We start from the raw sequence: 17,942 nt of genomic DNA, 5'->3' as shown, positions 1-17,942 counted from the left end.
TTCAGATGAAGGAACTTCCGGAGCATCTGCAACAGCATCTGGAGCGGGGGCGAGCCTTGGCAGCCGCCGGTGGCTACCGCGGCCGTTTCGCCCCATCTCCCACGGGGGTGCTCCACCTCGGCAACCTGCAAACGGCTCTGCTCTCGTGGTTGGCGGCCCGTCAGGCCGGTGGGGCCTGGTTGCTGCGCATCGATGACCTCGATACGCCGCGCAACCGCGCCGGTGCCATCGAGGCGATCCAAAGCGATTTGCGCTGGCTGGGCCTCGAATGGGATGGGCCGGTGCTGCTCCAGAGCGAACGGCGTGGCATCTACCACTCCTGGTTGTCGTGGTTACGCCGATCCGGATGGTTGTTCGCCTGTCGCTGCTCCCGAAGGCAGCTTGCCGGTCAGCCGATCTATCCCGGCGTCTGCCGGAGGGCTGGGCACCACTGGGGCTGGCAGCAGCAGCGGCTCCCCAGTTGGCGCCTGCGGGTGGCTGATGACGATCCCCACAGCAGTGGCGATGTGGTGTTGCGGCGAGCCGATGGCTTCATCGCCTACCAGCTCGCCACCGTGATCGACGAACTCAGCTTCGGCATCACCGATGTGGTGCGTGGTGCTGATCTGCGCGAGGCCCTGCCAGCCCAGCGAAGTTTTTTTGCGGCCCTGGGTGAATCACCACCCCAGTTCCGGCATGGGCCGCTGCTTTGTGATGCCAGCGGCCAGAAACTGTCCAAGCGTGAGGCCAGTTCCGGTCTGGAACCGCTCCGTGCCGCGGGGCTCGATGCGGCTGCGGTGATTGGTCGCTTGGCCTCAGGGCTTCAGCTGCTGGATCCTGGTGCGCGCCTGAGTGCAACAGAGTTGCTCGAACACTTGACGCAGCAAGAGATCAATGCAGTGATTTCTTAAGGAACACTTCGGGATCAGCGGCGGGTTTTCCCCCCACACTGAATCCATCGTCTGATCCTTGGGATCATGTGCACGTGCACCGTCTGTGGAGGCAGTGGGATGCAGCGGGTGTCGGGGGACCGTTTCCGCACCTGCATCGTCTGTCTGGGGACCGGTCAGATCAGTTCAGCGGTGCAGTCGGCACCGTTGAACCACCAGCCCATCAACACCCCAGGTCTGGCCAAACTCAGCTGTCCGACCCGGCCCCTGGCTTGATCTTCAGCCCAGGGGAGTCTTCTGATCGTTCTGGATCACGAAGTAGGTGGCCGTCGCCACAACGATCAACAGCGGCACCGCGGTGAACAGCAGCAGGGCAATGGCGGTCCAGTCGGTGTACACGGCGGGGCGATGGGTCGAAGTTGAGGCATCATCTCAGCAAATCGCCCCCCTGAGCCCTGCTCGCGCGCTCCGTCACAGTCCTGCTGCTCCTCGCTATGGCGGCCCCTGTGGTGCGTGCGTCGCCCTTGGCAGCCTTTCAGGCCCGAGCCAGGCGCTGCTTGGAGGGCCGTCAGCCTCAGCTCTGTGAACAGGCCTTGGTCGAGGCGGAGGCCCTGCAGCAACAGGCGTCAGCCCGCAGTGCCTATCCCTGCCAGACCCTGCTGTTGGGGGTTCAGGCGGATCTGGTGATGCAGCAGCTCCGGGCGGGCCGTGGCGCCGAGGCCATTGCTGATCTGCAGGCGGCGACCTGCGGCTGCGCTGGGCTCTGATGCAGTCAGCTGCATCCCGTTATCGGCCAACAATCACCGGTGGCGTGCTGCCACCACGAATGGGCGGAACCACCTTTGTTTTCCCGTCCCACTTGTCGAGGAACAGCTTGTAGAGAACGCTGTCATTGAGCGAGCGGGTCAAGGTCTGAAACTTCAGGGCCTCCTGCTCGGCGATCTGAACCTCTGTTTTGGCGCGCAGAAGCTGCTGTTGCGCAATCTGCTTCTGCTCAATGGCCGCTCGGTATTCCTCAGCAATCTTGAGGCCCGTGATGTCCAGGCCTTTAACGGCCACATAGTCGAATTTGCTCAGCTCATTGGAGACGCTTTCTTGCACAAGGGTGGAAATGTTGTTCCAGTCGGTGGCGATGGTGTCGAGTTCATACTTCGAGAACACCGATTTCAGTGATTTCAGCAGTGATGGCTGGATCACCCTGGCGTAAATCGCAGAGTCATCGGTGGCAATCGTGCTGTAGATCCTGGGGGCTTCTCCGGGCTTGACCGCATATTTCACCGTTGCTGTGGCCTCGATCACCTGCAGGTCTTTGGTGAGTGTTGAAAATTTTTCGGGGATGACCTGCGTTCTGACGCTGAAATTATGGGTCGACTGAATGAACGGAAGTTTGAGGTTCAACCCCGGCTCTCTTGGCGTGTTGGAGACTTTGCCAAGGGTGGTGACCACGCCAACTTCACCAGCGGGAACAACAAACACGCTGGAGAGCACAGCAATGCCTCCAATGAAAACCGTGGTCACGCCCACCACGGTTTTGGTGATCTGCTCCGGCTGGGGGTTGGATTGCATGCTTTTGGCTTGCGTCGATCCTTAAAACAGTAGTGATTTGTTGTGGGTTATTGGCAAAAAGTTTCTGATGATCTCTGGGCTGGCGCAGCAGCGATTGTGGTGTTTTGGCTCAGTCAGCTTCTGCGTTCCCGATGCATCCAGCTGATCCAGTCGGCGGAAATCTCCTGGGGACAGACCGCCTCGCATTCGAGGTTGCTGCTGCAGCTGCCGAAGCCCTCGGCCTCCATCTGGCGTTGCATCGCGTCGGCGCGGCTGGCCCGTTCCGGTTGCCCCTGCGGCAGTTGACCCAAGTGCGCCAGCTTGGCGGCCACGAACAGGCTTGCCGAGGCATTGCGGCAACTGGCGACGCAGGCGCCACAACCGATGCAGGTTGCCGTGCTGAAGGCGCTGGTGGCCTGCTCCCGGCCCACGGGCAGGGCGTTGCCATCGGGGGCCTGGCCGGTGCCCGTTGAGCAGTAGCCGCCGGCGGCGATCAGCCGGTCAAAGGCGGAGCGGTCCACCATCAGATCCTGGATCGGAGGAAAGGCCTTGGCGCGCCATGGATCCAGGGTCAGCACCGCACCATCGTTGAACACCCGCAGGTAGAGCTGGCATACGGAGGTGGCGGCCCGAGGGCCATGGGCCTGGCCGTTCACCAGGAAGCCGCAGCTGCCGCAGATGCCTTCGCGGCAGTCGTGCTCGAAGCTCACCGGCCGTTCCCCGGCGCTGATCAGTTGTTCGTTGAGCTGATCGAGGGCCTCCAACAGGGAGAGGTTGGGGGAGACGTTCTCCAGCTGATGGCTCTGGTAACCACCGGGTTGATCGGCGCTGCTCTGGCGCCAGATGCGCAGGGTGAGTTTCATTTGTAGCTCCGGGTGCTGGGTTGCAGCGCGGTGAACTGCAGCGGTTCGCTGTGGCGGATCGGCTCACCGTTGGTGTTGTGCTCCCAGGCGGCGATGTGGGCGAAGTTCACGTCATCCCGTCTGGCTTCGCCATCGTCACTTTGGTGTTCCTCGCGGAAGTGGGCCCCGCACGACTCCTCCCGGGCCAGGGCATCCCGCAGCATCAGCTGGGCCAGCCCGAAGAAGTCCTTCACCCGCAGCGCCTTCTCCAGCTCGGCATTGGGGCCGCTGGCTTCGCCGGGCACCCGCACTTCGGCTTCGAACCGCTCCTCCAGCGCCTTCACCTGTTCCAGCCCCTCCCGCAGACCATCGGCATGGCGGCTGATGCCGCAGCGGTCGATCATCACGCTGCCCAGCTCGCGATGGAAGCTGTCCACCGGGGTGCTGCCTGCGCTGTTGATCAATTGGCTGATGCGGCGGCGGGTGCTCTCCAAGGCCTCGCGGCAGGCCGGGTGATCGGCGGCTAAATCCTGCGCCGGGTTGCCCGCCAGCCAGGCCGTGACCGTGGACGGCGCGATGAAGTAGCCATCGGCGAGCCCTTGCATCAGGGCGCTGGCGCCCAGGCGGTTGGCGCCATGTTCGGAGTAGTTCGCTTCCCCCAGAACAAACAGGCCGGGGATGGAACTCATCAGGTGGTAGTCCACCCAGAGGCCGCCCATTGTGTAGTGCGGTGCGGGATAAATCCGCATCGGCTTCTTGTAGGGGTCATCGCCGCTGATGCGCTCGTACATCGTCATCAAGTTGCCGTAGCGGGCGGCAATGGCGTCTTTGCCTTCAGCTCTGATGGCATTGGTGAGGTCGAGGTAAACCGAGCGTCCCCCTGGGCCGACGCCCCGCCCCGCGTTGCAGAGTTCTCTGGCCCGCCTGGAGGCGACGTCCCGCGGCGTCATGTTGCCGTAGGTGGGATAAAGCCTCTCGAGGAAGTAGTCGCGTTCCTCTTCCGGTATCGCATCGGGTTGGCGTGTTTCGCCGGGGTTCTTGGGCAGCCAGACCCGCCCGTCGTTGCGCAGGCTTTCGCTCATCAGCGTCAGCTTGCTCTGGAAGACATCGCCACTGGGAATGCAGGTGGGATGGATCTGGGTGAAGCAGGGATTGGCGAACAGCGCCCCTTTGCGGTGGGCCCTCCAGATCGCGCTGGTGTTCGACTTCAGTGCGTTGGTGGAGAGGAAGTAGACGTTGCTGTAACCGCCGGTGCAGAGCAGAACGGTGCGGGCGGTGTGCACCTCCAGCTCACCACTCAGCAGATGGCGCGCCACCACACCACGGGCCACCCCATCCACGGTGATCAGCTCGAGCACGTCCCAGCGGGTGAGCAGTTGAACGCGGCCCAGCTCCACCTGGCGCATCAAGGCCTGGTAGGCGCCATAAAGCAATTGCTGTCCTGTCTGCCCCCGGGCATAAAAGGTGCGGCTCACCAGGGCCCCGCCAAAACTGCGGGTGGCCAGGCTGCCGCCGTATTCGCGTGCGAACGGCACCCCCTGGGCCACGCATTGATCGATGATGCCGCTGCTGATTTCCGCCAGCCGCTGACAGCCCGCTTCCCGGGCGCGGAAGTCGCCTCCTTTGAGGGTGTCGGCGAACAGGCGGCTGACGCTGTCGCCATCCACCGCCACAGAACGTGCGGCATTGATGCCCCCCTGGGCCGCTACCGAGTGGGCACGGCGCGGGCTGTCGTGAAAGCTGAGCACCGTGACCCGGTAGCCCTGTTGCGCCAGAGTCGCAGCGGCGGAAGCTCCCGCCAAGCCGGTGCCCACCACGAGCACATCCATTTGCCCTTTGCGCAGAGGGCTGATCAGAGGCAGTCCTTCGCGGGTCCGTCGCCAGGCATCGGCGAGCGGCCCGGCGGGAATTCTGGGATCAGGTAGCCCAGCCGTCATGCCAACCCTCCGAGGGCCAGTCCCAGGCTGATCAGCAGGAAGCCTCCCCCGATCGCCGACGCCAAGAGGCGACCTCCCGCGCGGATGCTGGGGCTGTTGGCCGGGTTGAGCAGACCCAGGTTGCGGTGGGCTGCTTCCGCGCCGTGGAGCAGGTGCAGGCCAATGGCCAGGCTGCCGGCGGCATAAACCACCAAGCTGATCGGCTGATGCAGCACCTGCTGCAGCAGCTCCCGCTCCAGCCCATCGCTCGGGCGTGGCCAGCGCAGTTGTTGCAGATGCAGGGCCAGAAATCCAAGGGTGATCACGCCGGCCGCCATCTTTCTACGACTGGCCAGAGCGTCCAGCGGACGACCTCGACGGCTACGCAGCGCCGCCGTGTTCCCAACACCTTGATTCCGCAGCGTTTTGGCAATGGTGCAGCTCAGATGCACGACTGCGGTGGCGGCCAGGCCGACCTCCAACACCGGCAGCCATGGCTGGTGATGCAGGGCCGTTGCGTAGTGCTCGAACTGCACCGGTGCCATCAGCGCGGGCAACAAACCGGCCAGATGAACCACCAGAAACAGCACCAGCAGCAACCCGCTGATGGCCGAGCCAATGCGCATCAAGGTTGGATCCTGCATGAACCCCAGGCCACAGGATTTCGGCTGGGACGATACCTGCGATCGACGCGTTGTTTCGACATCAGGATCGTCATTGATTCCCAGTCCAATCGTATTCAGATCGTGGAAAAGGCTTGTTCCGTGCTGGTCGCCGTCGTTCAACCTTGTCATCGTGGGGAGGTTGGGAACGCTGGCTGGCGTGAGGATGAGGTCCCGTCGTTAGACATGGCGGCTTGTCTGGGTTGCTCTGGCCTGTGCGCTCAGCCTGTCGATGGCGCAGTTGGGATGGAGCGCCAAGGCCGATGTCGACCCGAGGCCCGCTCCGATCGACTGGGGGTCGGCCCCGGTGGAGCGGGTGGAACCAGCAGGGCCGCCGCTTCGGATCGGTGCCTACGTCACCAACATCAGCGATATCGATCTCCTGTAGGACCAGTTCTCTGTGGAGATGTTGCTCTGGACCATCTGGGCTGGTGATCCGCAGGCCGATCCCAGTGATCAGCTGATGATCCTCAACGGGATCTACGACGGCGACATTCAGCGGTTTGAACGGGTGATCGCCGATGGCTCGTACCAGCGTCTTGTTGAAGAAACGATCATGACGCCCTGGTTAAGGCGTCAGCTCAAACTTCGGTCGCGAAGGATTCTTGTGCTTCAGAATCCTGAGGCGGCTGACGTGTTGGCTGATGTGAATCCAGATCACTGGATTAATCCCTGGAATGATCTTCTCAGTGGAAGGATCACCAGCGGGAATGATCTCTGCTCGTCTTCTGGATTGAAGCAGCTATGTGTTAATTAGACGCGCATAGAATCCGGCTGGTTTAACACACCACTGCTTAAAAAGCCGATGACCTGACTTGAACAGGCGACCCACGCTTTACGAAAGCGTTGCTCTACCGGCTGAGCTACATCGGCGTCACTAGCAATTTAACATTTGCTCTGAATCCAACTTGGACGTTTGCCCGATAATCCCCGCCCCAAATCTGGCCTGGATCCCGCCCTGCGGGAACGGTTGCTCAAGGAATCACAGACCCCCTGGCGTGGGCTCAGACGGCTCGTCTGGTTTGCTCTCTTTGCTTCCGCTGGACTCGGCCTGTTCACGATGGTGTTCCGTGCTTCCGCCGGCGACAGCGTTGATCTGGCTGACTTCGGCATCCAGGGGGGTGCTCTCCTGCTCTTCTCCGGATTGCTCTGGTTCGACCGCAACAGGGGCAGCAGCAGCGACGATTGATTCGTCGGCGTCAACCGCATTGATGTCTTTAGCGTCGTCGTTTTTAGACATGTCGTCTTGATCCTCTGAATCGACGGGTTCCAGCGCTTCGGGCTCGACGACATCAGACTCTTCAGCCGTCGCTGTATTGATGGCTGAACTTTCGCCGTCTGGCTCTTGGTTGTCTGGTGCTTCGACGTCTGGTTCTTCGTTGTCAGGGCTGATGTCGGCGGTGCTGACGTCTTCAGTGCTGCCGCCCTGTTCCGGCGTGGTGTCTTCCACGTCCATGGCCTCATCGGCGTCCTGATCGCTTGTTGGAGCAGCCTCTTCAGCTTGAGCTTCGGCAACGACGGGCTCAGGAACGGTTTCGGGATCAGCTTCGTCAGACACTGCAGCTGTTACCGGATTGTCGGCTGGAATTTCCCCGTCGGGCGCTTCGTTGTCAGTGCTGGCTTGATCAGCAGTGGCTTGACCAGTGCTGTCGTCCGTCTCCGACGCAGTGTCTTCCACCCCGATGGCCTTGTCGGGCTCTTGCTTGATCGGCTCCACCACAGGCTCCGGCCACTCCAGGCCAGGGAGGTTGAGAAGTTGGAGGCCCAGGCTGGTGCGTTGCGTTGCCAGTGCATCAGCACGAAAAGCCGAATCGGCAGGGGCGACGGTTGCTGGTGATCCAAGCAACAGTGCTGCGGCTTGAATCAGCTGCTGCACCTGCCACACCATCAAGGCCAGCAATGGGCTGACCAGCAACAGGGTGACCAGACGGGATTGTCCCGACACCGGGGAAAATTCACTCGCCAGCACCGCTGAATCGTCCATCCACCAGAGCACGGGCAACAGGACCACTGCGGCGATCACCACAGCGGCGCGGCTGCTCAAGCCGCCTTGGGATGCACTGATGCGGAGTTGATCGCTGTTGCGGCTGGCCAGCGGCTGACGCACGAACAAAAGTGAGCCCCAGTCGGCGGGCCGTCGCCACAACGCGACGGCTGGGGCCAGAACCCCCACCCCCCAGATCAGAAATCGCTCTACACCGGGAACAGGACCCGGATCCGCGCCGGCCAGAACCAGGCGGATCAGCAGCAGCTCCAGGGGAATGGCTCCAAGGGCCAGGCACTGAAGCCAGAGCAGGGGCTCGCTGCGGGGCTGCACGATCGCTTGCGGGGTCAGGTGGTGAGTTTGCGGCGTTGGGTGACCATCTTGAAGGCTTCAATGCGATCGCCTTCTTCCCAGTTGGCGAACCGATCGGTGCCGACACCGCATTCGAAGCCCGTGGCCACTTCCTTGACGTCGTCCTTGTTGCGACGCAGGGAGTCGAGGTCGCCCTCGTAGACCACCTGTTTTCCGCGGTGCACCCGCACCCGGCAGTTGCGATGCAGCTTGCCGGTGGTGACATAACAGCCGGCCACGGCGCTCTTGCCGATGGTGAAGACGGCGCGCACCTCGGCTTCGCCCAGGGCTTCCTCCACCAGTTCCGGCTCCAGCAAACCTTCCATCGCCAACTGGATGTCTTCCAGCAGTTTGTAGATCACGTCGTAGTCGCGTACATCCACCCCGGTGGCATCCGCCGCTTTCTTGGCGCCGGAGGCCATGGAGGTGTTGAAGCCCACGATCACCGCGCCGGAGGCGGCGGCCAGGTCGACGTCGGTTTCGGTGATCTCGCCAGGTGCCGACAGCAGCACCCGCACCTGAACCTCATCCTTGGGCAGCTGCTCGAGCGATCCGAGGATGGCTTCCACGGAGCCCTGAACGTCGGCCTTGAGAATCAGGTTGAGTTCCTTCAGCTCACCGTCATTGGCCTGGCCGGACATGGCCGTAAGCGAGACGCGTCGTGACGCCATCTGCTGAGCAAGACGGGTGGCGCGGGCATCGGAGGCGCGATCGCCCACCACGGCCCGGGCTGATTTCTCGTCGGGGTACACCTCGAACTCGTCACCGGCGGTGGGCACCTCGCTGAAGCCCAGGGCCTCCACAGCAAAGGAGGGGCCCGCTTCCTTGAGGCGTTGGCGGTTGTCGTCCACCATGGCGCGCACCTTGCCCAGCACCGGGCCAGCGGCGACGACGTCGCCGGTCTTGAGGGTGCCGTTCTGCACCAGCAGTGTGGCCACGGGACCTTTGGCCTTGTCGAGGTGGGCCTCGATCACGGTGCCGCGGGCCAGACGATCCGGGTTGGCCTGAAGGTCTTCCACTTCGGTGACCAGCAGCAGCATCTCCAGCAGCTTGTCGATGTTTTCGCCTTTGATGGCGCTCACCGGCACCATCACCACATCGCCGCCCCAGTCTTCCGCCAGCAGGTTTTGCTCAGACAGCTCCTGCTTCACCCGCTCGGGCGATGAACCTTCCTTGTCGATCTTGTTGATCGCCACCACGATCGGCACTTCAGCGGCCCGGGCGTGGCTGATGGCTTCCAGGGTCTGGGGGCGGACGCCGTCATCAGCAGCCACCACCAGCACAGCCACGTCGGTCACCTTGGTGCCGCGGGCTCGCATGGCCGTGAAGGCTTCGTGGCCCGGAGTGTCCAGGAAGGTGAGCTTGCGCTGCTCGTTGTTGTGCTCGATCTCAACCTGATACGCACCGATGTGCTGGGTGATGCCGCCGGCCTCACCAGCAGCGACGCGGGCCTGACGGATGGCATCCAGCAGGCTGGTTTTGCCATGGTCGACGTGGCCCATGACGGTGACCACGGGCGGACGTCGGATCAGGTGAGCCTTGTCGGCCTCTTCGATCATTTCGACGGTCTTCTTGGCCGCCTCCTCCACGTCGTCCTGCAGCACCGGCACACCGAATTCGTCGGCAACGGCCTCGATCGTGGGCATGTCCAGGGTCTGGGTGACCGTGGCGATGATCCCTTTGAAGAACAGGGATTTGATGATCTCTGAGCTTTCGACGCTCAGCATGTCCGCCAGTTCCTGCACCGTGAGGTTGTCCTCCGGCACCACGATCATTTCAGGACGCACCTGCTTGGCTTCCCGAGCTGCCCGCAGCTCCATGGCACGCCGGCGCTGACGCTGACGGGCGGTTTCCTTCTTGCGCTTGCGCATCGCCGCCACCGGCTTGGGTGCGGTGCGCTGCTGCGACTTGGGCTTGGCGGGACGAGCCAGGCTCGCCGAGAGAACCATGTTCTCCTGTTCGCCGGCGAAGCCGCCGGTCTGTGCCGCCAGGGAATCATCGTTTTCACCGATGATGTGCACCTTCTGGCGCTGCTTCTGCGGCGAGCGGCTTCGCAGTGCATCGAGCCGTGCGCTGTCATCCCAGTCGGGACGGCCTGGCCGCCGCTGGCCACCAGGGCCACCCGGACGGAAGCTGGGACGGCGGGGTGCCGAGGGGGCATTCGGACGCGCCACGGGCGGGGTGGCTGTTCCAGCACCTGCACCGGCTTTGGTGGGCGCATCGGGACGGCGGGGTGCCGGTGCTGCTGGCCTGCCGACAGGCTTCTGCAGCTGCATGAGCTCACCGGGAGCCACCGGTTTGCGCATTCCAGCGGGCATGCCGGGACGTCCAGGCGCACCCTGACGGGTGGGTGCACCAGGACGGCCGCTACCTGTGCTGCTGCCGTCGCGACGAATCGGCTTGCCGACCAGTTCCAGGGTGTTGCCGCTGCGGGGGGGCATCCCGGGGCGACCCTGTCGGGTGGGGGCCCCTGGACGGCTTGGACCGCCTTGGCGTTGAGGCACGCCAGTGCCTGCCGGACGGCGGGGCACAGGTTTGCCCACCAGTTCAGGCCTCGGCGTGGGCCGTGAAGGTGCACCAGGCTTTGTTGGGGCACCGGCACGGGTTGACGCGCCGGGCCGAGATGGAGCGCCTGCGCGGATGATCTGTGGCTTGGACTGCCCCTGGCCAGGGGTGGGCCGCGCTGGACTTCCAGCACCTGCGGGGCGTGGCGTCGGGCGAGCCGGTGTGGGCCGCGGTGTGGGTGCCGTGGGTTTGGCAGCAGCCTTGGGCTTGCTCACCAGTTCCGGTTTGCCTGCAGCCGGCTTGCTGACAACCTGCGGGTTGGCCGCGGCAGTTCGTGGAACGGGTTTTGCCGCCGTTGGTCGCGCTGGGGCTGCGGGGGGTTTCTGAGGAGCGGCGGGCCGCGCCGGTGCTGCTGAGGCCTTCACCGGTGCAGCCGCTGGCTTGCTGACCACCGGTTTGGGCGTGGCCGCTGCGGGAGGCTTCGGGGCCGCCTGCGGTTTGGCCGCCGCCACGGGTTTGGCGACTACAGGTTTGGCGACCACGGGCTTGGCTGCCACAGGCTTGGCGACCGGTTTGCTCGCCGTTGGGGCGGGCTTGGTTGGCGCGGCGGGAGCAGCTTTCTTCACCGAGAGGATGGCCTTGCCAGCTGCGGGCTTTGCAGGCGCCGCGGCAGCGGGTTTCGCACCATTCCCGCCCTTGCCGAGGAGCGAACGGATCTTTCCGGCTTCAGCGTCACTGATCGAGCTGCTGTGGCTCTTCGCAGCGATCGACAGCTTTTCAGCCGCATCCAGCACGTCCTTGTTCTCAAGGCCGAGGTCCTTGGACAGCTCGTAAATTCTGACTTTGCCGCTGCTGGTCATTCAGTTCGGGTCTCCGATCGGTCCGGGCATGGAATGCCGCGGTGGCCTCGCACAAGGTGGGGCCAATGTTCAGTCTGCCTCAGCGGATTCACCAACGCTTTGGTTAAGCCGCTGTTTCAACACCGCAAGCACTTTTTCGGGCACCTGACAACGCAGGGCTTTCTGCAGACGCTTGCGACGGGTCGCCTCCTCAAGGCAGTTCTCCTCGCGGCAGAGATAGGCCGAACGGCCCATCCCCTTATCGAGGAGAACTCCGTCCTGATGGTCGCGGATCACCCTCCAGAGTTGGCGGCGATCCAAGAGCTGGCGGCAGGCCACGCAGCGACGCAGGACGGGGCGGTCACTCACCGGACCTGCTCCTGATCGGGTTCGGCATCGGCCTCAGCCGCTGCGTCCGTGGTTTCAGCCTCGGCCTCGAACTCGGTTTCGCTGCCGGCTTCCACCTCAGCGGGCTCCTCCTCAGAGAACTCCTGCTCGGCCTGCTCCTCGCCGTACTCCTCTTCGTCTTCGGGCAGCGGATACAGCTCCCGCAGGCGTGCATCCTCTTCCGCCCGAGCGGCCTGTTCGGCGGCCAGCCGTTCTTCGGCTTGCTGCTGGAGGGCTTCCTCCTCCTCCCGCTGGGAGATCAGCTCTGCCACAACGGCATCCTCTGCCTCTTGGTCGTATTCGGTGGAGTTCTTGATGTCGATCTTCCAGCCGGTGAGTCGGGCTGCCAAACGAACGTTTTGGCCTTCGCGGCCGATGGCCAGGCTCAGCTGATCGGGGGGCACCAGCACATGGGCGTGCTGGCCCACGGGATCCACCAGGCGCACCATTTCCACCCGAGCTGGGCTGAGGGAGTTGGCGATGTACTGGCCTGGATCCTGCGACCAGCGGATCACGTCGATTTTTTCTCCACGCAGTTCGTTCACCACCTGCTGAATGCGGGAGCCGCGGGCGCCGATGCAGGCGCCGACGGGATCCACCTCGCGTTCGATGCTGTCGACGGCCACCTTGGTGCGGGGGCCCACGGAACGGGAGGGGGGATTGGCCTCACGGGCTACGGCCACGATCCGAACGGATCCTTCCTGAATTTCGGGAACTTCGTTCTCGAACAGGTAGACCACCAAACCGGCATTGGAGCGGCTGACGAACAGCTGCGGTCCCCGGCGGGGCACTTCGCTCACCTCTTTCAGGAAGACCTTGAAGGTGGCGTTGGCGCGGTAGTTGTCGTTGGGTAGTTGATCGCGCCGGGGGAGTTCAGCCTCCACTTCCGGACGGCCCAGGCCTGAGCTGACCGCCATGATTACCGATTGGCGCTCGAAGCGGATCACCCGGGCCGTCAGCACCGGATCCTCCAGATCAGCGAATTCCTCCTGGATCATGCGGCGCTGCTGATCACGCAGCTTCTGGGCCAGCACCTGCTTGGTGGTGGCGGCGGCCATCCGGCCGAAGTCCTCTTTCTCTGGGGTGACATCCAGCACCACCGTGTCGCCCACCTGGGCGTCATCGGCCACCTGCATCACCTCGGCGATCGCGATCTGGTGGTCTTCGCTCTCCACCTCATCAACAATGATCTTGCTGGCGAGAACTCGGTAGCCCTCCTCCTCAAGGTCGAGGCCAACATCGAAGTTGCTGAAGTACTCCTCATCAAAGGGGTCTTCGCTGATGCCGATGTACAGGGTGCGCCGGTAGCGCTCATAGCCCTTCAGCAGGGCCTCCCGCAGGGCTGCCTCTACCACCTGGGGCGGCAGCTTCTTCTCTTCGCTGATGTCGTCGATCAGGTTGCTGAGACCGGGAAGCAGGACGAGAGCCATCGCGTTGGGTTAGGGGAAAAGAAAGGAGCGGTTGCAGGGGTGTGAACGCTGGGTTCAGCTGCCTGGACTCGTGAGGCGGACACCGATCACGCAATCCCGGGGAATCCGTTTGATTCGCCCGCGAATGTTGATCTGCAGCGTGTCGGCGTCGCGTTCGAGCAAGAGGCCCTCTAGGCGTTGCTCGCTGTCGTCCTTGTCGCGGTGATGAACCTCCACGGGGAACCCACGGAAGGTTTCAAAGTCGCGATCGCTGGACAGCTGGTCGCCGATGCCGGGACTGCTGATCTCCAGAACATACGCGTCAGTGAGCAGGGTGGAGGCCTCAAGGGCATCCCCCAGCACGCCACTGAAACCGGCGCAGTCATCAAGGCTCACATCCGCTCCACTGCTGTGGCGGATCTGCACTTCCAGGGTCATCGGGCTCATGTGGGTGAGCAGCTGAATGCCGCAAAGGGCAAAGCCTTTGCTGGCGGCCACATCGGTGACCAGCGTTTCGAGATCCGGAAGCAGAGGATGAGGCAACGCGAACTGAGGGCGGACATCGGCCCGACGTGCATTTCAGTTGTGACCGATCTCCCGCAGGGAGATGCCCGTCGGACACACCTTTAATTTACGGGACCGTCTGCCCGCCGTCAGCTGTTGCCCAGATCGATGGCCGGTGCATCGGGAAAGGCGTCGCCCGGCTGTTCGGCGCCGCGCCCTTCGGAATCCTGATTGATGCAGAGGCGTCGACGCTCCGGATCTATCACGTACTGGCAGACGCGGCTCCAGAGTTTGCTGCGGCTGCCCTGGGGGCCATTGCTGAACGTCACCACATCGGGAAGGCCAGGGCGGTCTTCGATCACGACCTGGCAGAGCTCACAGTGTTGTGAAGCGGCGGATTCGCTCAAGGGTGAAGCTCACAAAACGGCCCGACCCTAAGCAGTGGACGCAAGAGCCGCTGTGCGATCAGTGGCAGCCCTGAACGGAAATTCGGTAACTGAATCCAGTGGCCTCTGGATCCTTGTTGGCGCCGATGCCGTCGTTCACCGACTTGGCCACCCGGTAGCCCACCTTGCGGCGTTTGGCCTGGATCCGGATCTGTTTAAGAACGTCAACCCCGAGGCCTTCCTAGCCGGCATCTGTTTTGTGATAGAGCGGCTTGACCTCCTCAAAGATCACCGCCTTAAACGTTGTGCTCTCCGCGGAGGCTTGAGGGCTGAGGGCAACCGGGCCGGCCAGGGCAAGCAGAGCTGCCGCTGGAGCCAGAAGTGCACGCATGCGAAAACTGCGTTTGCTGATTTGTTACCTGGAATGTTCAAGCTCGACCGCGCATCGCAATGGAGGTGCTGAGATTGCGATCGATTTGGACCAGGGCCCATTTCTCCGGCTGGATCCGATAAAAAGAAGGCAATTAGAGGTCTTGTGTTGCGGTACGCCCTGCGTCAACTCCTGGCCGTTCTGATGGCAGTAGCGGTTCTGGTCGGTAAAGGTGACTCAGCGCAGGCCCTGGAGCACAGCTTTGTGGCCGATGCCGTTCAGCGGGTGGCGCCGGCGGTGGTTCGGATCGACACCGAGCGCACCGTGGAACGTCAGCCGTTTGACCCCACGCTGCTTGACCCCCTGTTGCGGGACCTGCTGGGGGACCCTCCGGCAGGTCCGGAGCGGGAGCGGGGCCAAGGCTCTGGTGTGGTGATCGATGCCAAGGGCCTTGTGCTCACCAATGCCCATGTGGTGGATCGGGTGGAGTCCGTCAGCGTCACCCTGGCCGACGGGGAACAGCGGGATGGACGGGTGGTGGGTACCGATGCGGTGACAGACCTGGCCCTGGTGCGTCTCGAGGGCGATCAACTGCCGCCACGGGCTCCCCTCGGTGATTCGGAAGCCATGCAGGTGGGAGATTGGGCGATCGCCCTCGGCACCCCGTTCGGATTGGAACGCACGGTGACCCTGGGCATCGTCAGCAGCCTCCACCGCAACATCAACAGCCTTGGCTTCGCCGACAAACGGTTGGAACTGATTCAGACCGACGCCGCCATTAACCCGGGCAATTCCGGTGGGCCGTTGGTGAACGGCGATGGCAAGGTGATTGGCATCAACACCCTGGTGCGGTCGGGCCCTGGGGCCGGCCTCGGTTTTGCCATCCCGATCAACCTGGCCCGCCGGGTGGCTGATCAGCTCCAGCAGCAGGGTGAAGTGGTGCACCCCTACATCGGTCTACAACTGGTGGCGCTCACACCGCGCATCGCCCGGGAGCACAACAAGGACCCCAATGCCCTTGTGCAGCTGCCAGAACGCAGCGGTGCCCTGGTGCAAGCCGTGCTGCCCGATGGCCCGGCCGAAAAAGCAGGACTGCGCCGCGGCGATCTGTTGATCACGGTGGATGAGCGCGACATTGCTGACCCTCAGGCGCTGCTCGAGGTGGTGGATGCCGCCGCCATTGATGTTCCTCTGCCTCTGAAAGTGCTGCGGGCCGGCCGCGAGCTCACCCTGTCCGTCAAACCGGAGCCCCTGCCTGGGATGGCCTGAAACCCCTTGCTACGGTCGCGCCCAAAGGACGTGACCCGATGGCTGATCTACAGACCCAGATGAAGCAGGCGGTGGCTGATGCCGCCGTGGAACAGATCAAGGACGGCATGGTGCTGGGCCTGGGATCAGGCTCCACCGCCGCTCTGATGATTCAGGGCCTGGGGGCCAAGCTCGCCAGCGGAGAACTCAAAGACATCGTCGGTGTCACCACGTCCTTCCAAGGAGAGGTGCTGGCCGCTGAGCTCAACATTCCCCTGCTCAGTCTCAACGCCGTCAGCCGGATTGATCTGGCCATCGATGGTGCCGACGAAGTCGACCCTGGCTTCCAATTGATCAAGGGTGGTGGCGCATGCCACGTGCAGGAGAAACTCGTGGCGGCACGGGCGGATCGGTTTGTGGTGGTGGTGGACTCCACCAAACTGGTGGACCGTCTCAACCTCGGTTTTCTGCTGCCGGTGGAAGTGCTCCCAGGGGCCTGGCGCCAGGTGAAGCAGCAGCTGGAAGCACTCGGGGGCAGCGCTGAGCTGCGCATGGCCCAGCGCAAGGCCGGCCCTGTGGTTACCGATCAGGGCAACCTGGTGCTGGACGCCAAGCTCGACGGCGGCATCAGCGATCCAGTGGCCCTGGAGCAGACGATCAACAACATTCCCGGTGTGCTGGAGAACGGCCTGTTCGTCAACATCACCGATGAGGTGTTGGTCGGTGAGATCACCGATGGTGTGGCGGGTGTCCGCAGCCTGGAGAAGCGCCTCAGCTGAGGCGCCGTCGCACCGATTCAGCGTGGCTGTGCAGGCCTTCACTGGTGGCCAGCTCCTGCACAGCTGAACCCGTTGCTTCCAGGGCAGCCCGGTTGAAACCGATCAGCGAGGTGTGGCGCATGAAGGTCTCAACACTGAGGGCCCCGCTGAAACGCGCGGCTCCACAGGTGGGCAGCGTGTGGTTCGGGCCTGCCAGGTAATCCCCCACCGCTTCTGGGGACCAGGGGCCAAGGAAAATTGCTCCAGCGTTCTGAATGCGATCCGCCAGGGGTTCGGGCCGCTCCACCAGCAGCTCCAGGTGTTCGGGGGCGAAGCTGTCGCTGAGGTGGGCACAGCTCTCGAGGTCGTCGCAGACCACCACCAGCCCCCAGTCCCGCAGAGCGGCTTCGCAGATCTCCTGGCGGGGGTGATCGGCCAGCTGTTCGGCCACTGCGGCGTTGATCCCGTCGGCCAGTGCAGGGTCGGTGGTGATCAGCACCGCCGCCGCCAGGGGGTCGTGCTCTGCCTGCGCCAACAGATCCGCTGCCACCTGATCGGAATTGGCGGAGTGGTCTGCGATCACCAGCACTTCGCTTGGTCCTGCTAGGGAATCGATGGCCACCTGGCCGTACACCGCCTGTTTCGCCAGGGTGACGTAGAGGTTTCCGGGGCCACTGATCACGTCCACCTTGGGCACGCTCTCGCTGCCGTAGGCCATGGCGGCGACAGCCTGGGCACCTCCGAGGCGGAACACCGTTTTCACGCCGGCCAGGTGGGCCGCTGCCAGCACCACGGGGTTCACCGCACCATCACGTCCGGCGGGAGAACAGATCACCACGTCTTTGACGCCGGCGACCCTGGCTGGCACCGCATTCATCAGCACGGTGCTCGGGTAAGCCGCCCGTCCTCCGGGCACGTAGAGACCCGCCCGCTCCACCGGCCGCCAGCGCCGCCCAAGCTGTTCGCCGTGGGGGCCCGTCACCGCCAGATCGGCGGGACGTTGGCGTTGGTGGAAGTCGGTGATGCGGCGATGGGCCAGCTCCAGGGCATCCCGCAGGTTGGTCGGCAGCGACGTCCAGGCCTGTTCGAGGGCCTCGGGGGACACCGCCATCGGTTCGGGCCGGAAGCCATCGAACCGTTCGGTGAAGTCGGCAATGGCGGCATCACCGCGGTCGCGCACCGCTGTGAGAATGGCTTCAACCCGCTCACGGGCTTCACCCTGCTGGGTTTGTGTGGTGCGGCTCGACAACCGTTTCAGCTCCGTCTGGGCCCGGTCCAGATCCCGCACGATGCGAAGGGGAGCAACGGCCGGCTGGCTAACAGACAAAGGAACAGTGGGAGAGTTCGGTCAAGTTAGGACTCCACAA

At 63.7% G+C, this 17,942-nt stretch carries 19 protein-coding genes, 1 tRNA gene and 1 pseudogene; 8 read left to right on the top strand and 13 right to left on the bottom strand.

Translation table 11 applies throughout. The features are described 5' to 3' along the window. The first annotated feature begins 5 nt into the window (after positions 1-5). The 3 genes from gluQRS to SynTAK9802_RS09700 all read left to right on the top strand — a co-directional run bounded on the left by gluQRS (position 6) and on the right by SynTAK9802_RS09700 (position 1,636). The gene (gene gluQRS, locus SynTAK9802_RS09710; RefSeq protein WP_186495905.1) at positions 6-890 is read left to right on the top strand and encodes a tRNA glutamyl-Q(34) synthetase GluQRS; all 885 of its coding nucleotides are present in this window, start codon (positions 6-8) and stop codon (positions 888-890) included. 66 nt (positions 891-956) lie between these two features. Then, complete coding sequence (locus tag SynTAK9802_RS09705) at positions 957-1,145, top strand: hypothetical protein (protein ID WP_115080922.1); 189 nt, start codon at positions 957-959, stop codon at positions 1,143-1,145. A gap of 218 nt (positions 1,146-1,363) precedes the next feature. Then, entirely contained in the window at positions 1,364-1,636 is a 273-nt protein-coding gene (locus SynTAK9802_RS09700; protein ID WP_244272371.1) for a hypothetical protein, read from the top strand. Positions 1,637-1,655: 19 nt separating this feature from the next. On the opposite strand, the gene SynTAK9802_RS09695 is transcribed toward SynTAK9802_RS09700, so the two are convergent. The 4 genes from SynTAK9802_RS09695 to SynTAK9802_RS09680 form a co-directional block, all read right to left on the bottom strand. Next, positions 1,656-2,435 carry a prohibitin family protein gene (locus tag SynTAK9802_RS09695; protein WP_115010047.1) on the bottom strand — a complete coding sequence of 260 codons (780 nt, stop codon included), beginning with the start codon at positions 2,433-2,435 and terminating at the stop codon, positions 1,656-1,658. A gap of 113 nt (positions 2,436-2,548) precedes the next feature. After that, the gene (locus SynTAK9802_RS09690; protein WP_186495904.1) at positions 2,549-3,277 is read right to left on the bottom strand and encodes a succinate dehydrogenase/fumarate reductase iron-sulfur subunit; all 729 of its coding nucleotides are present in this window, start codon (positions 3,275-3,277) and stop codon (positions 2,549-2,551) included. Continuing rightward, entirely contained in the window at positions 3,274-5,193 is a 1,920-nt protein-coding gene (locus SynTAK9802_RS09685) for a fumarate reductase/succinate dehydrogenase flavoprotein subunit (RefSeq protein ID WP_186495903.1), read from the bottom strand. The genes SynTAK9802_RS09690 and SynTAK9802_RS09685 overlap by 4 nt, the downstream gene beginning before the upstream one ends. Next, entirely contained in the window at positions 5,190-5,816 is a 627-nt protein-coding gene (locus SynTAK9802_RS09680; protein WP_186495902.1) for a succinate dehydrogenase cytochrome b subunit, read from the bottom strand. Before SynTAK9802_RS09680 ends, SynTAK9802_RS09685 begins: the two co-directional genes overlap by 4 nt. A 250-nt stretch (positions 5,817-6,066) precedes the next feature. Here SynTAK9802_RS09680 and SynTAK9802_RS12665 point away from each other — a divergent pair, with 250 nt between their 5' ends. Both SynTAK9802_RS12665 and SynTAK9802_RS12660 read left to right on the top strand, forming a co-directional pair. After that, positions 6,067-6,222 carry a hypothetical protein gene (locus SynTAK9802_RS12665; RefSeq protein ID WP_255487749.1) on the top strand — a complete coding sequence of 52 codons (156 nt, stop codon included), beginning with the start codon at positions 6,067-6,069 and terminating at the stop codon, positions 6,220-6,222. Between the two features lie 12 nt (positions 6,223-6,234). Then, complete coding sequence (locus SynTAK9802_RS12660) at positions 6,235-6,591, top strand: hypothetical protein (RefSeq protein ID WP_255487748.1); 357 nt, start codon at positions 6,235-6,237, stop codon at positions 6,589-6,591. 43 nt (positions 6,592-6,634) lie between these two features. Here SynTAK9802_RS12660 and SynTAK9802_RS09670 read toward each other — a convergent pair. After that, positions 6,635-6,707 (bottom strand) — tRNA-Thr (locus tag SynTAK9802_RS09670). A gap of 43 nt (positions 6,708-6,750) precedes the next feature. Here SynTAK9802_RS09670 and SynTAK9802_RS09665 point away from each other — a divergent pair. After that, entirely contained in the window at positions 6,751-7,023 is a 273-nt protein-coding gene (locus SynTAK9802_RS09665; protein ID WP_370586354.1) for a DUF3493 domain-containing protein, read from the top strand. Between the two features lie 567 nt (positions 7,024-7,590). On the opposite strand, the pseudogene SynTAK9802_RS12655 reads toward SynTAK9802_RS09665, so the two are convergent. From SynTAK9802_RS12655 to SynTAK9802_RS09635, 7 genes and pseudogenes are all read right to left on the bottom strand, one after another. Continuing rightward, a pseudogene (locus SynTAK9802_RS12655) lies at positions 7,591-8,151 on the bottom strand (low-complexity tail membrane protein); the annotation flags it as partial. 14 nt (positions 8,152-8,165) lie between these two features. Next, positions 8,166-11,534: a translation initiation factor IF-2 gene (gene infB, locus SynTAK9802_RS09660; protein ID WP_186495901.1), complete on the bottom strand. Its 3,369-nt coding sequence runs from the start codon at positions 11,532-11,534 to the stop codon at positions 8,166-8,168. A gap of 69 nt (positions 11,535-11,603) precedes the next feature. Next, positions 11,604-11,882 carry a YlxR family protein gene (locus tag SynTAK9802_RS09655; RefSeq protein WP_186495900.1) on the bottom strand — a complete coding sequence of 93 codons (279 nt, stop codon included), beginning with the start codon at positions 11,880-11,882 and terminating at the stop codon, positions 11,604-11,606. Then, the gene (gene nusA, locus SynTAK9802_RS09650; RefSeq protein WP_186495899.1) at positions 11,879-13,330 is read right to left on the bottom strand and encodes a transcription termination factor NusA; all 1,452 of its coding nucleotides are present in this window, start codon (positions 13,328-13,330) and stop codon (positions 11,879-11,881) included. Before nusA ends, SynTAK9802_RS09655 begins: the two co-directional genes overlap by 4 nt. A 54-nt stretch (positions 13,331-13,384) precedes the next feature. Continuing rightward, positions 13,385-13,852, bottom strand: a complete 468-nt coding sequence (gene rimP, locus SynTAK9802_RS09645) for a ribosome maturation factor RimP (protein ID WP_115080911.1) — start codon at positions 13,850-13,852, stop codon at positions 13,385-13,387. Positions 13,853-13,962: 110 nt separating this feature from the next. Beyond that, the gene (locus SynTAK9802_RS09640; RefSeq protein ID WP_186495898.1) at positions 13,963-14,220 is read right to left on the bottom strand and encodes a hypothetical protein; all 258 of its coding nucleotides are present in this window, start codon (positions 14,218-14,220) and stop codon (positions 13,963-13,965) included. Positions 14,221-14,440: 220 nt separating this feature from the next. Then, entirely contained in the window at positions 14,441-14,590 is a 150-nt protein-coding gene (locus SynTAK9802_RS09635) for a hypothetical protein (RefSeq protein ID WP_186495897.1), read from the bottom strand. 183 nt (positions 14,591-14,773) lie between these two features. Between SynTAK9802_RS09635 and SynTAK9802_RS09630 the strand changes: the two genes are divergently transcribed. Then, positions 14,774-15,838 (top strand): trypsin-like peptidase domain-containing protein, encoded by a 1,065-nt coding sequence (locus SynTAK9802_RS09630; protein ID WP_255487910.1) that lies wholly within the window; start codon positions 14,774-14,776, stop codon positions 15,836-15,838. A gap of 38 nt (positions 15,839-15,876) precedes the next feature. Then, entirely contained in the window at positions 15,877-16,596 is a 720-nt protein-coding gene (rpiA, locus tag SynTAK9802_RS09625; RefSeq protein ID WP_115010040.1) for a ribose-5-phosphate isomerase RpiA, read from the top strand. Here the strand turns inward: rpiA and hisD are convergent. Further along, entirely contained in the window at positions 16,589-17,902 is a 1,314-nt protein-coding gene (gene hisD, locus SynTAK9802_RS09620) for a histidinol dehydrogenase (protein WP_186495895.1), read from the bottom strand. The two genes, rpiA and hisD, sit on opposite strands and share 8 nt — an antisense overlap. Between the last annotated feature and the right edge of the window lie 40 nt (positions 17,903-17,942).

The sequence above is a fragment of the Synechococcus sp. TAK9802 genome (genome assembly GCF_014279535.1).
GTDB lineage: Bacteria > Cyanobacteriota > Cyanobacteriia > PCC-6307 > Cyanobiaceae > Parasynechococcus.
Note: the sequence above shows the minus strand (reverse complement) of the source record. Positions and strands in the feature narration are given on the sequence as shown.